At 33.5% G+C, this 13596-nt stretch carries 12 protein-coding genes; 8 read left to right on the forward strand and 4 right to left on the reverse strand.

The genetic code is table 11. The annotated features are described in order from the left end of the window. The first annotated feature begins 104 nt into the window (after positions 1 to 104). The 4 genes from RB618_RS13200 to RB618_RS13215 all read left to right on the forward strand — a co-directional run bounded on the left by RB618_RS13200 (position 105) and on the right by RB618_RS13215 (position 3629). On the forward strand, positions 105 to 896 hold the full coding sequence (locus tag RB618_RS13200) for a (Fe-S)-binding protein (RefSeq protein WP_308069154.1): 792 nt from the start codon (positions 105 to 107) through the stop codon (positions 894 to 896). A gap of 125 nt (positions 897 to 1021) precedes the next feature. After that, complete coding sequence (locus tag RB618_RS13205) at positions 1022 to 1504, forward strand: hypothetical protein (RefSeq protein ID WP_026730146.1); 483 nt, start codon at positions 1022 to 1024, stop codon at positions 1502 to 1504. A 541-nt stretch (positions 1505 to 2045) separates the two neighbouring features. Then, a complete protein-coding gene (gene bshA, locus RB618_RS13210) occupies positions 2046 to 3191 on the forward strand; it encodes an N-acetyl-alpha-D-glucosaminyl L-malate synthase BshA (RefSeq protein ID WP_308069155.1) in 1146 nt (381 codons plus the stop codon). 15 nt (positions 3192 to 3206) lie between these two features. Beyond that, positions 3207 to 3629: a protease complex subunit PrcB family protein gene (locus RB618_RS13215; protein ID WP_308069156.1), complete on the forward strand. Its 423-nt coding sequence runs from the start codon at positions 3207 to 3209 to the stop codon at positions 3627 to 3629. Between the two features lie 84 nt (positions 3630 to 3713). Here the strand turns inward: RB618_RS13215 and RB618_RS13220 are convergent, their stop codons facing one another. Both RB618_RS13220 and RB618_RS13225 read right to left on the reverse strand, forming a co-directional pair. Then, a complete protein-coding gene (locus RB618_RS13220; protein WP_274257760.1) occupies positions 3714 to 4211 on the reverse strand; it encodes a hypothetical protein in 498 nt (165 codons plus the stop codon). 138 nt (positions 4212 to 4349) lie between these two features. After that, positions 4350 to 5171 (reverse strand): UDP-2,3-diacylglucosamine diphosphatase, encoded by an 822-nt coding sequence (locus RB618_RS13225; protein WP_308069157.1) that lies wholly within the window; start codon positions 5169 to 5171, stop codon positions 4350 to 4352. Between the two features lie 188 nt (positions 5172 to 5359). On the opposite strand from RB618_RS13225, the gene aroC reads away from it, so the two are divergent. The 3 genes from aroC (at position 5360) to RB618_RS13240 (ending at position 10043) form a co-directional block, all read left to right on the forward strand. Beyond that, entirely contained in the window at positions 5360 to 6418 is a 1059-nt protein-coding gene (aroC, locus tag RB618_RS13230) for a chorismate synthase (RefSeq protein WP_308069158.1), read from the forward strand. A gap of 53 nt (positions 6419 to 6471) precedes the next feature. Beyond that, positions 6472 to 7734 (forward strand): cation:dicarboxylate symporter family transporter, encoded by a 1263-nt coding sequence (locus RB618_RS13235; RefSeq protein ID WP_308069159.1) that lies wholly within the window; start codon positions 6472 to 6474, stop codon positions 7732 to 7734. Between the two features lie 125 nt (positions 7735 to 7859). Further along, positions 7860 to 10043 (forward strand): response regulator, encoded by a 2184-nt coding sequence (locus RB618_RS13240; RefSeq protein WP_308069160.1) that lies wholly within the window; start codon positions 7860 to 7862, stop codon positions 10041 to 10043. Here RB618_RS13240 and RB618_RS13245 read toward each other — a convergent pair. After that, positions 10040 to 11287 (reverse strand): DEAD/DEAH box helicase, encoded by a 1248-nt coding sequence (locus RB618_RS13245; RefSeq protein ID WP_308069161.1) that lies wholly within the window; start codon positions 11285 to 11287, stop codon positions 10040 to 10042. The genes RB618_RS13240 and RB618_RS13245 overlap by 4 nt on opposite strands. A gap of 136 nt (positions 11288 to 11423) precedes the next feature. Next, positions 11424 to 12461, reverse strand: coding sequence for a formimidoylglutamase (locus tag RB618_RS13250; protein ID WP_308069162.1), 1038 nt, complete (start codon positions 12459 to 12461; stop codon positions 11424 to 11426). Positions 12462 to 12559: 98 nt separating this feature from the next. On the opposite strand from RB618_RS13250, the gene RB618_RS13255 reads away from it, so the two are divergent. Further along, positions 12560 to 13438 (forward strand): hypothetical protein, encoded by an 879-nt coding sequence (locus RB618_RS13255; RefSeq protein WP_202004001.1) that lies wholly within the window; start codon positions 12560 to 12562, stop codon positions 13436 to 13438. The last annotated feature ends 158 nt before the right edge of the window (positions 13439 to 13596 follow it).

Consider the following 13596-nt stretch of genomic DNA (forward strand, 5'->3'; position numbering starts at 1 on the left):
CGTTTAATCGATTTTAAAATAATATTTCGGTTTTTAAGAATTGTAATTTTGCTTTTAGCGATTAAACAATTTCACGACTAACCGATTAAACAAAAGTGAGAGAAATGTCAGAAAATTTAGTAGTACCAACAATGGCAGAGATGCTTGCCGAAGGAAAACAGCCAGAGGTTTTGTTTTGGGTAGGTTGCGCAGGAAGTTTTGATGATAGAGCAAAAAAAATTACCAAAGCGTTTGTGCGTATTTTAAATCGCACTAATGTTTCTTTTGCGGTTTTAGGTACAGAAGAGAGTTGTACTGGCGATCCTGCAAAGAGAGCTGGAAATGAGTTTTTGTTTCAAATGCAAGCCATGATGAATATCGAGGTTTTGAATGCTTATGAAGCAAAAAAAATTGTTACCGCTTGTCCGCATTGTTTTAATACTTTGAAAAATGAATATCCAGAGTTAGGAGGTAACTACGAAGTTATTCATCATACAGAATTTTTGAAGTCATTAATTGATGATGGAAGATTGACCGTTGAAGGCGGACAGTTTAAAGGTAAAAAAATAACTTTCCACGATCCTTGTTATTTAGGAAGAGCAAATAAAGTTTACGAAGCGCCAAGAGATTTAATTCAGAAATTAGACGTTGAGTTAGTAGAAATGAAACGTTCTAAAGCAAATGGTTTATGTTGTGGAGCGGGTGGAGCACAAATGTTTAAAGATGCTGAGCCTGGAAACAAGGAAGTAAATGTTCTTCGTACAGAAGATGCGTTAGAAACCCAGCCTGATATTATTGCAGCAGGTTGTCCGTTTTGTAATACAATGCTAACAGACGGAATTAAGAATAAAGAGAAAGAAGGACAGGTTAAAGTTCTAGATATAGCAGAATTAATTGCCAATGCGCAGGATTTGTAAAAAAGATGCTAAGGTTCTAAGATGCTAAGCTACTAAGTTTTGAAACTTGAAACTTGAAACTTGAAACTTGAAACTTGAAACTTGAAACTTGAAGCCTGAAACAAAAACAAACAAAAAGAAAAAAAATGTATATACCTTTTGAAAACTTGCCAGGTGAATCTAGAGTTTGGATTTACCAATCTAACAGAAAATTTTCTGAGGAAGAGTTTTCTGAAATAGAAACAGACTTAAAGGCTTTCGTAGAGCAATGGGCTGCGCACGGCACTAGTCTAGAAGCTTCATTTTTATTAAAATACAACAGATTTATAATACTAGCAGTAAATCAAGAAGTACAAGCGGCTACAGGTTGTTCTATTGATAGTTCTGTTGAATTTATTCAGAGTTTAGAGAAAAAGTACAATGTTGATTTGTTAGATAAAATGAACGTTACTTTTAAACTTGGAGAACATATTGCTCATAAACCATTAATTGATTTCAAGAAAATGGTAAAAGATAAGTCGGTTTCTGAGAATACGATTGTTTTTAATAACTTGGTAAACAATATAGAAGAATTCAACGAATCTTGGGAAGTTCCTGCTGCGGATAGTTGGCACAGCAGATTTTTCTAAGAGTATTTAAAGTATATTTAAAAGGCACGAAATTTAGATTTTGTGCCTTTTTTTATGGTTTTTAGTTTCAAGTTCCAAGTTCCAAGTTTCAGGTTGGAAACCTAACAGGTTTTTAAAACCTGTTAGGTTTAGTTGGTAAAGAAGTTTGTCAATTTTGGGTGATAGTGTTTGCGAATTAAATCCGACAGGTTTTTAAAACCTGTCGGGTTTCGTTACGGAATCTTTGTAAGTAAGAACTTTGTCAAAGTTTAAAACTTTGACAAAGTTGGGCAACAGGAGAGCTTATGAAAATAAAAAGGTCTAATCTAGCCCCGATGGGAGCGGTATCTCCCGATTTAGAAAAACAAGGCTTTTTCAGCCGTAGTTTTTGTTGATCGGGAATTTAGCGGACAGCGGGACTGCTAGTGGTTTTGAATGATATTGTTCTGCTTCTGAAAAATATTTATCAACTAGAGTTAATCTAATTTTGTCAAAAATCTAACAATTTAAACGGTTAATTAAACGCTATTTTTGAGTATTTTCGTAGAATTAAATTTAATCCATGAAAATAGCAATTGTTTGTTATCCGACTTTTGGAGGTAGTGGGGTAGTAGCCACAGAGTTAGGTCTCGAGTTAGCCAGAAGAGGACACGAAATACATTTTATTACATACAGCCAACCAGTTAGATTGGCACTTTTAAATCCGAATGTTCATTACCACGAAGTTAATGTTCCGGAATATCCTTTGTTTCACTATCAGCCTTACGAATTAGCGCTATCGAGTAAATTGGTCGATATGGTGAAATTATATAAAATTGAGCTCCTGCATGTGCATTATGCCATTCCGCATGCTTATGCAGGCTATATGGCAAAACAGATGCTGAAAAATGAAGGAATTAATCTTCCGATGATTACAACACTTCACGGAACTGATATTACGCTTGTTGGAAATCATCCGTTTTATAAGCCTGCGGTGACTTTTAGTATTAATAAATCAGATTATGTGACTTCGGTTTCTCAGAGTTTGAAAGATGATACATTGAAGTTGTTCAAAATCAAAAATAAAATTAAGGTGATTCCGAATTTTATTGAATTGGACAAAGTTAAAAAAGATCCAAATGCACCATGTCATCGTTATGTAATGGCTAATGAGAATGAACGTATTATTACGCATATTAGTAACTTTAGAAAAGTAAAGCGTATTCCTGATATTATTAAGATTTTCTATAATGTTCAAAAAGAAATTCCGGCTAAGCTGATGATGGTTGGTGACGGACCAGAAAAAGAAAAAGCAGAATTGTTATGTCAGGAATTAGGGATTTTAGATAAAGTGATTTTCTTTGGAAATAGTCATGAGATTGATAAAATCTTATGTATGACCGATTTATTTTTACTCCCTTCTGAAACTGAAAGTTTTGGTTTGGCAGCTTTAGAGGCAATGGCTTGTGGAGTTCCAGTAATTTCGAGTAATTCTGGCGGTTTGCCCGAAGTTAATTTTGATGGTTTTTCTGGTTACTTAAGCAATGTTGGAAATGTTGAAGAAATGGCGCAAAATGCATTGAAGATTTTAAAAGATGATGCCGTTTTAAATCAGTTTAAGGCAAATGCTTTAGAAGTAGCTAGAAAGTTCGATATCAAAAATATTCTTCCTAAATATGAAGCTTTATATCAGAAAGCTATTGACGATTATAAATACGAGAAGCACTAATTTAAAAGGATAAAAATGAAAAAAGTAATTTCTGTTTTAGCGGTTTTTGTTTTGATTTCTTGCGGAGTGAAGAAAGCTGAAAGTTCAAACGCATTGTATGAGGTTTTAACGATACAATCAGATGGTGGGGGAAATATTAAATTTTTCGAGATTTTAACCGAACCAAATGAAATTAAAATGCTTGAAAACGATCCGCTTTTGGCTGATAAGATGAAGAATCCAGATGTTCAAGATTATAATTATGTGATTCTGAATATGGGCGAAAAAAACACAAGTGGTTATACTATCGATGTTGAAAAGGTGGAAGAAACAGATAAAAATATCATTATAACTGTAAAAGAAAACAGTCCTGCAAAAGACGCTATGACTATGCAGGTGATTTCATATCCTTATACGGTTGTAAAAATTCATTCTAAAAAAGCGATTCTCATTAATTAAGAGTTTAATGTTTTGAAGTAATAAAAAAAGCCTGTCGCTATAAAAACGACAGGCCTCTTTTTACAATTATTTTTTAATTTTATTTTAGAATCTAAATTTGACACCAAAACCAACGTCAAATCCAAAATTATCATCGTCGTAATATCCTGAACCAATTTCTGGTCTAGCGTCTAATGATAAAGTAAGCGGTACTTCTTTAAATCTATATTCTATACCGATATCTCCGGCAGCAAAAACATAAGTTCCGCTATCGCTGTATCTGTAGTTGTTGTTGTAGTAATCGTGATCCCAAGCAGCTAGTCCCCCTCCGACACCAGCATACCAGTTAAAACCTCCGTCAATGTTCCAAACCCATTGGTAAAGGGCAACTCCTTTTATTGCGTCTACATCACTGCTGTTTCTCCATCCTAAATCGAATTCAAGTCTGTTTTTTTGATTTAAGCCTAATTGGTATGATATCTCTCCTCCAAATCCGTTATTGTCTCCCAGACGTAATCCTAAAGCGTGTTTCGAAATTTCTTGTGATTGAGCCGTAAATGCTAAACCAAGAAGCATAAGGGCAGATAAAAGTATCTTTTTCATAAAAATGGTAATTAATTTTCTTCAAATGTATTATTACAGTTAGATACAGAACGTATAATATTTTTGAAAATTGTTATATAATTTACATTTTTAGGATTTTGGAGCGTTAAAATTCTTAAAAACCTGTTTTTAAGGCTCTTATTTAAGTATTATTGAAGAAATCAGCTGTGAAGTAAGAAGGTCTTCCATTTCTAAAAGGTTTTCTTCTTCTGCAAAATTGCTGGCTTTGTAAGAAAACAATTTCCAACGTTTTTTGTGATATTCTAAAGCAGTTAAGTTTTCTACCCAATCACCTGAATTTAGGTATAGAGTAGAGCCATGTTTGTTTTCTTTAGTCATGATTTTTGGTTCATGAATATGGCCGCAGATAACGTAATCGTATTTTTTTTCAATAGCCAGATCGGTTGCAGTAGTTTCAAAATCAGAAATGAATTTTACAGCTTTTTTTACGCTTGCTTTTATTTTTTTAGAAAAAGAGTAAGGTTCGCGTCCTAATTTAGCCAGACACCAGTTGGCAAATCGATTCGTTAAAATTAGGTAATCGTAGCCTAATCCGCCTAGTTTGGCTATCCATTTTGAATGCTGAACAGAAGCATCAAAAACGTCTCCATGAAAAATCCAGGCTTTTTTATCGTCTAATTCTAAAACTAATTTATCGACTAGAGCAAAATTTCCCATATTCATATCGCTGAATTTTCGGAGTATTTCATCGTGATTTCCAGTGATATAATAAACTTTGGTTCCTTTAGAGGCCATCCCAATAATGCGCTGAATAACGCGTAAATGTGCTTTGGGAAAATAGGATTTGCGAAACTGCCAGGCATCAATTATATCGCCGTTTAAAACTAGGATTTTGGGTTTAATGCTTGAAAGATAGTTGTTTAATTCTTTAGCGTGACTTCCGTAAGTTCCTAAATGAACATCAGAAAGAATAACCAATTCGACATTTCTTTTTTTCAATTTTTCTTGATTTGAAGTTTTACAAATGAATAAAAAAATGTGAAATTTGATTTTATTAAAAGGTTATCAAAAAGAGATTAATTTTACCAAATCGTGATTTTTATCCCATTTAATGTTTCGTTAATAATACCAGTTTTAAATTTTTTAATTTAATTCATAAAACTTACATTTGCTCAAAACAAAACACAATGGCAGGAAACAGCTTCGGCACACTATATAAAGTAACTACATTTGGAGAATCTCACGGTGAAGCTTTAGGCGGAATTATTGATGGATGTCCTCCAGGAATACAATTAGATTTTGACGCAATTGAAGTAGATATGGCTCGTAGAAAGCCTGGGCAATCGGCAATTGTTACACAGAGAAAAGAACCAGACAGCGTTCAATTCTTATCAGGAATATTTGAAGGAAAAACAACTGGAACTCCAATTGGGTTCATTATTCCAAATACCAATCAAAAATCAGACGATTACTCTCATATAAAAGATAACTACAGACCAAGCCATGCTGATTATGTTTACGATCAGAAATATGGTTTTCGTGATTATCGCGGTGGCGGAAGAAGTTCTGCAAGAGAAACAGCAAGTAGAGTAGTAGCAGGTGCCATTGCAAAACAAATGCTGCCTGAAATTAAAATCAATGCTTATGTATCTTCTGTGGGGCCAATTCACTTAGAAACACCTTATCAAGAATTAGATTTTTCTAAAATTGAAAGCAATCCTGTTCGTTGTCCAGATGAGAAATCTGCTGCGATTATGGAAGAATATATTCGTGACATCCGCAAACAGGGAGACACTGTTGGAGGTGTTGTGAGTTGTGTGATTCAGAATGTTCCAGTTGGTTTAGGAGAACCAGTATTTGATAAACTTCACGCAGAATTAGGAAAAGCAATGCTTTCTATTAATGCAGTAAAAGGTTTTGAATATGGAAGTGGTTTTTCTGGATCAGAAATGAAAGGAAGCGAACATAACGATTTGTATAATCCTGACGGAACAACAAAAACAAATCTTTCTGGCGGAATCCAAGGTGGTATCAGCAACGGAATGGATATCTATTTTAGAGTTGCGTTTAAACCTGTTGCAACTATCATGCAGACTCAGGATTCTTTAGATAATAAAGGAAACATTACACCAATGACAGGAAAAGGACGTCATGATCCGTGTGTAGTGCCTCGCGCAGTGCCAATCGTAGAAGCGATGGCCGCTATTGTTTTGGCAGATTTCTATTTAATCAACAAAACATATTAATAAAAGGTAAGACAGTGAGGGTCTTATTATTTTAATAATTAAAAATTAATTTAATGCAAGAAGTTACAGAAACTAAAAAACAATCATTTCTTTCGGGATTAACAGGGCAGATTATAATTGCGATGGTTCTAGGAGCTATTTTAGGAATTATACTGCACAATAGCATTTCGCCCGAAGCAGCGCAGACATTTAGCAGTAAAATAAAAATGCTGGCAACCATTTTTATCCGTTTGGTGCAAATGATTATTTCTCCATTGGTTTTTACGACTTTGGTGGTTGGAATTGCGAAATTGGGTGATATTAAAACTGTTGGAAGAATTGGAGGAAAAGCTATTGGATGGTTTTTTACAGCGTCATTTATTTCGCTTCTAATTGGATTGTTTTATGTAAATATTTTACAGCCAGGTGTTGGTCTAAAACTTGATCACGTTGACATGGCGGCAGCTTCTGAAGTTACTGGAAAAACACAAAATTTATCGTTTGATAATTTTGTTGAGCATATCGTGCCAAAAAGTATTGTTGAAGCAATGGCAACTAATGAAATTCTGCAGATTGTAGTTTTCTCGATCTTCTTCGGATTGGCAGCTGCTTCGTTAGGAGATACAGTAAAGCCAATTATTGGTGCTTTTGATAAATTATCGCATGTCGTTTTGAAAATGGTAAACTATGTAATGAAATTTGCGCCAATTGGAGTTTTTGGAGCAATTGCAGGTGTATTTGCCATAAGAGATGCAGAAGAATTGGTTATTACGTACTTTAAATTTTTCGGTTCGTTTTTAATAGGTATCAGTACTTTATGGGTTATTTTAATTGCTGTCGGATATATTTTCCTTAAAGGAAGAATGACTGAATTGCTTAGACGTATTACAGGACCTTTGGCAATTGCTTTTGGAACAACAAGTAGTGAAGCTGTATTTCCAAAATTAACAGAAGAATTGGAAGGTTTTGGAGTAAAAGATAAAATTGTTTCTTTTATGTTGCCGCTTGGGTACTCGTTTAACCTTGACGGAAGTATGATGTACATGACTTTTGCAAGTATTTTTATTGCTCAGTTTTATAATGTGCATTTAGATTTAGGAACACAAATGGCAATGCTTTTAGTTTTAATGCTTACTAGTAAAGGTATCGCTGGTGTGCCAAGAGCAAGTTTGGTTGTAGTGGCAGCAACATGCGGTATGTTTGATATTCCGATTGAAGGAATTGCTTTAATTCTTCCAATTGACCACTTCTGCGATATGTTTAGAAGTGCTACTAATGTATTAGGAAATGCATTAGCTACTTCTGTAGTAGGACAATGGGAAAACAATAAAGAATAATAAAAGAACTGAGATTTTAATTTTTTTATCTTAGTTATCGAAATAATATTTGAAAAGCTGTATTTTTTTGTGAAATACAGCTTTTTTTTATTTTAAAGTGTATATTTGATCAAACTAGCCGATTGATGCCCCAAAAACGGATTTTTTTACTTTTACTTTTGGTTCTGAATTGCTTTGCCAATTCAGCAATCGCGCAATCTAATTGTAACCTCGATCCTAAAATTGATAAGACCGTAAAGAAAGCGCTTTTAAATTTTAGAGAATCTAATTTCGAGAAATCACTAATCTATTCGAGAGCTGCCTTAAGTGCTGCAACAGCTATAAAAGACAATTGTCTTATTGCTCGCTCTTATAATATTATAGCTGCAAATTATAACGAATTGACAGAGTATGATAAAGCTATTTTTTTCTATAAAAAAGGTTTGTATTATGCCAATAAAACCAATAACGATTCTTTAAAATGTAACCTTTATAATAATTTGGGAAACATGTATTGTTTTGGTAAAGAACAATTTGATGAGGGAATCCGTAGTTATAAAAAAGCAGTAGCTTATGCTTTGAAAATAAATGATTTAAAAGAGGTTTATTTTACAAACGTAAATATTGCATGGGCTTATTTTGATATTGGAAATTACAATCAGGGGTATCTCTTTTTAAAGTATGTAAACAGTACTAAAATAAAATACAATGACGAATCAACAGAGGTTGTTGTTGCTATGTTGAATGGTATTTACTCTAGCTATAAAAATGATAATAAGGCAGCCAATGCTTATTTTTTGAGCGCCATTGAAGCAGGTAAAAAATGTCAGGAGAAAATAGATCTGTCGCATGCTTATTTGGAATATTCGCATTTTTTGAATAAAACAAACAGGCATAAAGAAGCGTACGATGCACTTGTTAAGCATGATGATCTTTCAGATAATCTATATGATGTTAAGAAAATTAAAAAGGCATCGCAAGCTGGTTTAAGTCTTGAGCTGGATGAGTATAAGAGGCAAATTGACAAGGTCGAAGGAGAAAAAGTAGAGCAATCGCAGAGCTTAAGAAAATCGAAAATCATTGTAATCCTTTTTATCCTGATTTCGCTGATTCTTTTAATTTTAATTATCACGCTGATAAAGAATATCAGATACAAGAAAAAACACAATTTAGAGCTCCTTAAAGCGAAAGAAATTGCAGAAGAAGCCTCGTTGCTCAAAACACAATTTATATCAACTATAAGCCATGAATTGCGTACACCGCTTTATGGGGTTGTTGGAATCACCAATATGCTGCTCGAAGAACATAAAGAAATTTCGAGAAGCCAGCATTTAAGTTCTCTTAAGTTTTCTGCCAGATATTTACTGTCTCTTGTAAATGATATTTTGCAGATTAACAAAATTGAAGAAAATAAAATTGTCCTTGAAAACCTGACTTTTAATATTTCTGACGAGATTACAGTAATCAAAAACTCGCTTTCTTTCCTTTCGCAGAAAAATAATAATAGAATTTCTACCAATATTGACTCAAATATTCCTGAGTACTTAATTGGAGATAAACTTCGTCTTGCTCAGATTTTAATGAATTTGGTAAGTAATGCTTTAAAGTTCACCAAAGACGGACAAGTCGAAATTAATGTAAAGCTAAATAAAATAGAGGGTAAACTGTACTATTTAGATTTCTTGATTAAAGATAACGGAATCGGAATTGCAGTTGCAGATCAGAATAAAATTTTTGAGAAGTTTGTACAAGTAGGCAGGAGAGATGAGGATTACCAAGGTACAGGTTTAGGGCTTAGCATTGTAAAAAGACTGCTTGGGCTTTTTGGAAGTACAATTGCACTTGACAGTGATTTAGGAAAAGGAACAGCATTTTCTTTTACAATTGCTTTTGAGCACGATTTAGCTAAAACAAAAAGCATTATTGATGAAATCGAAGTTGATTTGACTTCTAGCGAAATTTATAAAATTTTGGTGGTAGAAGATAATTTGATTAATCAGCTTGTGACGAAAAAGATTATTGAAAAGAATAATTATTCTTGCAAAGTAGTAGATGATGGTTTTGCTGCGCTTAAAGCTTTAGAAAATGAAACTTTCGATCTGATTTTAATGGATATTAATATGCCTTTAATGAATGGATTTGAAACCACAAAAAGAATACGTCTTCAAGGAATTGAAACTCCAATTGTAGCTTTGACAGCCTTTGATAAAGATGAAATTACAGATGAAGCGATTTCGTCTGGAATGAATGATATTATAATTAAACCTTTTGAACCGGTTAAATTATTTAAAATAATCAATTTCCTTATAAACGAAAAAAACGCTGTTTAGTACCAGCGTTTTTTGTTTTTCTTAGCGTTTGTTGATTTTCTCGATTTATGAGCGCCACCGCTTCTGTTTGAGCTTTTAGGCTTTTCTCCAGCTTCTGGACTTCCAGAATGCCATTGATACGGATGGTCTGCAATTGTTTTCACATCAACTTTAATTAGTTTCTGAATGTCTTTCCAATAAGGAAGTTCATCTTTTCCGCAGAAAGAAATTGCAATTCCGCCGTTTCCTGCACGACCTGTACGGCCAATTCGGTGAACGTAAGTTTCTGGAATATTCGGCAAATCAAAATTGATTACGTAAGGGAGTTGTTCTATATCAATTCCTCGCGCTGCAATGTCGGTTGCAACCAAAACACCAACTTCTTTATTTTTAAATGCATCTAAGACGCGTTGCCTTGCATTTTGCGACTTATCTCCATGAATAGCTTCTGCAGGAATATCTTTCTTACGAAGTGCTTTTACAACATTGTCTGCACCGTGTTTTGTTCTCGAGAAAACAAGGACATTTGATAAATTCTCTTCTTTAATCAAATTATACAGTAAGTTTCTTTTTTCAGTTTTGTCAACAAAATATATGCGTTGTTCCACATTTTCTGCTGTAGAAGAGACTGGAGAAACTTCAACTTTTTCTGGATCTTGAAGGAACATTTCGGCAAGTTCTCTAATTGCAATTGGCATTGTTGCAGAGAAAAGTAAAGTTTGTCTGTTTTTGGGAGTTAGTTTTACAATTTTTTTGACATCGTTTATAAATCCCATATCTAACATCTGATCTGCTTCATCTAGTACTAAAGTGTGCAGATGATTTAAATCTAGAAATCCTTGCTTGTGAAGATCAAGTAAACGTCCTGGGGTTGCAATTAAAATGTCGACTCCGTTTTTTAAAGCGTCTACTTGCGGATTCTGAGAAACTCCTCCAAAAATAGTCAGTTGTGTTAAATTGGTATATTTTGCATAAGTGTCAAAACTTTGCCCGATCTGCACTGCCAGTTCACGAGTAGGCGTAACCACAAGAGCACGAATTTGTTTTGCTTTTTTAGATGAACCGACAATTCGGTGTAATTGATGTATGATTGGAATAGCAAAAGCTGCCGTTTTTCCTGTTCCTGTCTGCGCACAACCAATTAAATCACGGCCTTCTAGAACAATAGGAATTGATTTTTCCTGAATTGGGGTCGGATTTAAATAGCCTTCTTCAAATACGGCCTTTTGTATACTTTTTGAAAGTGATAGATCTTCGAATAACATATCTTTGGTATTTAGTATTTTAGTTTTAAGTACTAAAATGCTGTGCAAAGATATGTTTATTCGTTCAATCGTTTGTTTGAATTTGCTTTTATTTGGCAAACAGCCCTTACAGTATAATCAAATAGGGTATTTAAAATCAGGCAGGTTCGATATTGGCTTTGATAAAATCGGTAACCAAATAGCCAATCAATTTACCTATTAAGTTATTGTTTGGAGAATTGTCCAAATCTGGAGCTCCTTCGCAGATGTGCAGATACGCAGCATGTTTATGTTCTCCAAAGAAAGAAACAAACTGCCTTAATTCTTCGACAGAAAATCCGCTAATTGTCATGGCGCTGCTGGCAATATTAGGAATTGCATCAAGATCGATTTCGATTCCAAAAGCATCATTTTTAATAAAATCCAAAGCAGTAATCATTTCACGATTAAAATCTTTTTCTTTTCTAATGTTGACACTGTCGTAAGTATTATATCGAACGCGGTCTTCCAATTTTTTGATAATATCTAAAACACTTTTTGAAGTGTAGTTTTCATGAAGTCCAAAAATGAAATATTTCTTTAAAAAACCTTCTTCATAAGCATATGAAAAACCATTTCCGCTATGACGGCCTTCTAAGATTCTAAAATCAGAATGTGCATCAAAATTGATCGCATTTATTGGTTTTCCTTTAGCAAGAGCGGCACCTTTAATATTTCCGTAGGCATTGTTGTGACCTCCGCCAATAATGATTGGTGTTTTTCCTGCTTTAATTATGGTAAAAATAATATGAGATACTTCTTTATCTATTTTTTCAACCAGCTGGCTTAATTTTGAACGATCATCAATGTCATTAAAATCAAGATTCTCTACTTCACGCATTTCCGTAGCAACATTAATTTGTCCTAAAACAATGATATTACTTCCTTTAGAAAATCTATTATGCTGAATGTTTGCAATGCTTTTTATAGCGCATTTCCATGCAGAAGCAGCTCCAGGCCGTCCGTAATTGGCCCGTACGCCAATATCTTCAGGAATTCCTAAAAGCACATATTTAGCTTCGCTTTCTTTAAGAAAATTAACAATGTCAGCCCCTGAAGGAATGACAATCATTTTTTCTCCGAATTTTATTTCACCACTTCTATGATTTGTGATTTTTGCTAAATCATTTATAGTGAATGGGATTAATTTTTCCATGAAAAAAATTTATTTTCCAAAAATAATATAATTGTAGAAACTTACGTTATTACCTTATATTAATTCTTAAATTTGTTATTAAAGAAAATTATTTAAATATGGAAAACCCAAAGAACAACAATTCAAGTCTAAAGGCGGTAATCGCAGTTTTAGCAGTCCTACTGATCGGTAGCTTAGTGTATATTTTTAAATTATCTTCTGATACAGAGGTGGTTAAAACTGAACTTACAACAACCTTGACTGAAAAAGAATCTGTAATGAAAGATTTACAGGAATTAAAAGCGACTTATGATGCTGCTATTGCTGAAAACACTTCTATGTCTGACGAATTAATCCAAGAAAGAGATAAAGTTGTGGCTTTAATGGATGATTTGAACAAATCTAAAGGAGATGTTTCTAAATACAGATCTCAAGTTCAAGCAATGCAGAGCAAAATGAAAACTTTAGTTGCTGAAAACGATGAGTTGAAAAAACAAAATGGTGTTTTAACTACTCAAAGAGATAGTACTATTGTAGTTTTAGGAGAATCTAAAAAATATAACGAAGTATTAGTTGGTCAAAATGAAGAACTAGCTAAAACTGTAGAAAAAGGTTCTAAATTATCTGTATTGAATACTAAAACTTCAGCTTACAAATTGAAAAGCTCTGGTAAACAAATCGAAACTGATAAAGCAAGCCGTGCTGATGTTTTGAAAGTAAGCTTTACAATTGCTGAAAATCAAATTGCAAAATCTGGTGACAAAACATATTATGTTCAAGTTATCGATGCTAAAAACAATGTTTTAGGCGAAAAGAAAACAGAAAGCTTTGGTGATAACACTTTAACTTACAGCTTCAAAACTACAGTGAAATATGAGAATAAAACTGTTCAAGTAAGTGAAGATTTGCCAGGAAAAGATTTTGCTAAAGGAACTTACTTTATCAATGTTTTTGATAATGACGAATTGGTTTCTAAAACTAGTTTCAGCTTAAGATAATTCAGCCGAAGGGATAAAATACCACTTAGATATTAAAGGTCTGTGATTTTCACAGACCTTTTTTTATGCAATAAGGCTTTATTTTAGTTCTAAATTTGTTTGGTATTGATTTAATCTTAAATGCTTTTTTAAAATTAATCTATGGATATCTGCTTAAA

Source organism: Flavobacterium sp. LHD-85 (assembly GCF_030929595.1).
Classification (GTDB): Bacteria; Bacteroidota; Bacteroidia; order Flavobacteriales; family Flavobacteriaceae; genus Flavobacterium.

Coding starts and splice junctions, on each gene's coding strand:
- RB618_RS13200 (WP_308069154.1), top strand. CDS start 105: ATGTCAGAAAATTTAGTAGTACCAACAATGGCAGAGATGCTTGCCGAA.
- RB618_RS13205 (WP_026730146.1), top strand. CDS start 1,022: ATGTATATACCTTTTGAAAACTTGCCAGGTGAATCTAGAGTTTGGATT.
- bshA (WP_308069155.1), top strand. CDS start 2,046: ATGAAAATAGCAATTGTTTGTTATCCGACTTTTGGAGGTAGTGGGGTA.
- RB618_RS13215 (WP_308069156.1), top strand. CDS start 3,207: ATGAAAAAAGTAATTTCTGTTTTAGCGGTTTTTGTTTTGATTTCTTGC.
- RB618_RS13220 (WP_274257760.1), bottom strand. CDS start 4,211: ATGAAAAAGATACTTTTATCTGCCCTTATGCTTCTTGGTTTAGCATTT.
- aroC (WP_308069158.1), top strand. CDS start 5,360: ATGGCAGGAAACAGCTTCGGCACACTATATAAAGTAACTACATTTGGA.
- RB618_RS13235 (WP_308069159.1), top strand. CDS start 6,472: ATGCAAGAAGTTACAGAAACTAAAAAACAATCATTTCTTTCGGGATTA.
- RB618_RS13240 (WP_308069160.1), top strand. CDS start 7,860: ATGCCCCAAAAACGGATTTTTTTACTTTTACTTTTGGTTCTGAATTGC.
- RB618_RS13245 (WP_308069161.1), bottom strand. CDS start 11,287: ATGTTATTCGAAGATCTATCACTTTCAAAAAGTATACAAAAGGCCGTA.
- RB618_RS13250 (WP_308069162.1), bottom strand. CDS start 12,461: ATGGAAAAATTAATCCCATTCACTATAAATGATTTAGCAAAAATCACA.
- RB618_RS13255 (WP_202004001.1), top strand. CDS start 12,560: ATGGAAAACCCAAAGAACAACAATTCAAGTCTAAAGGCGGTAATCGCA.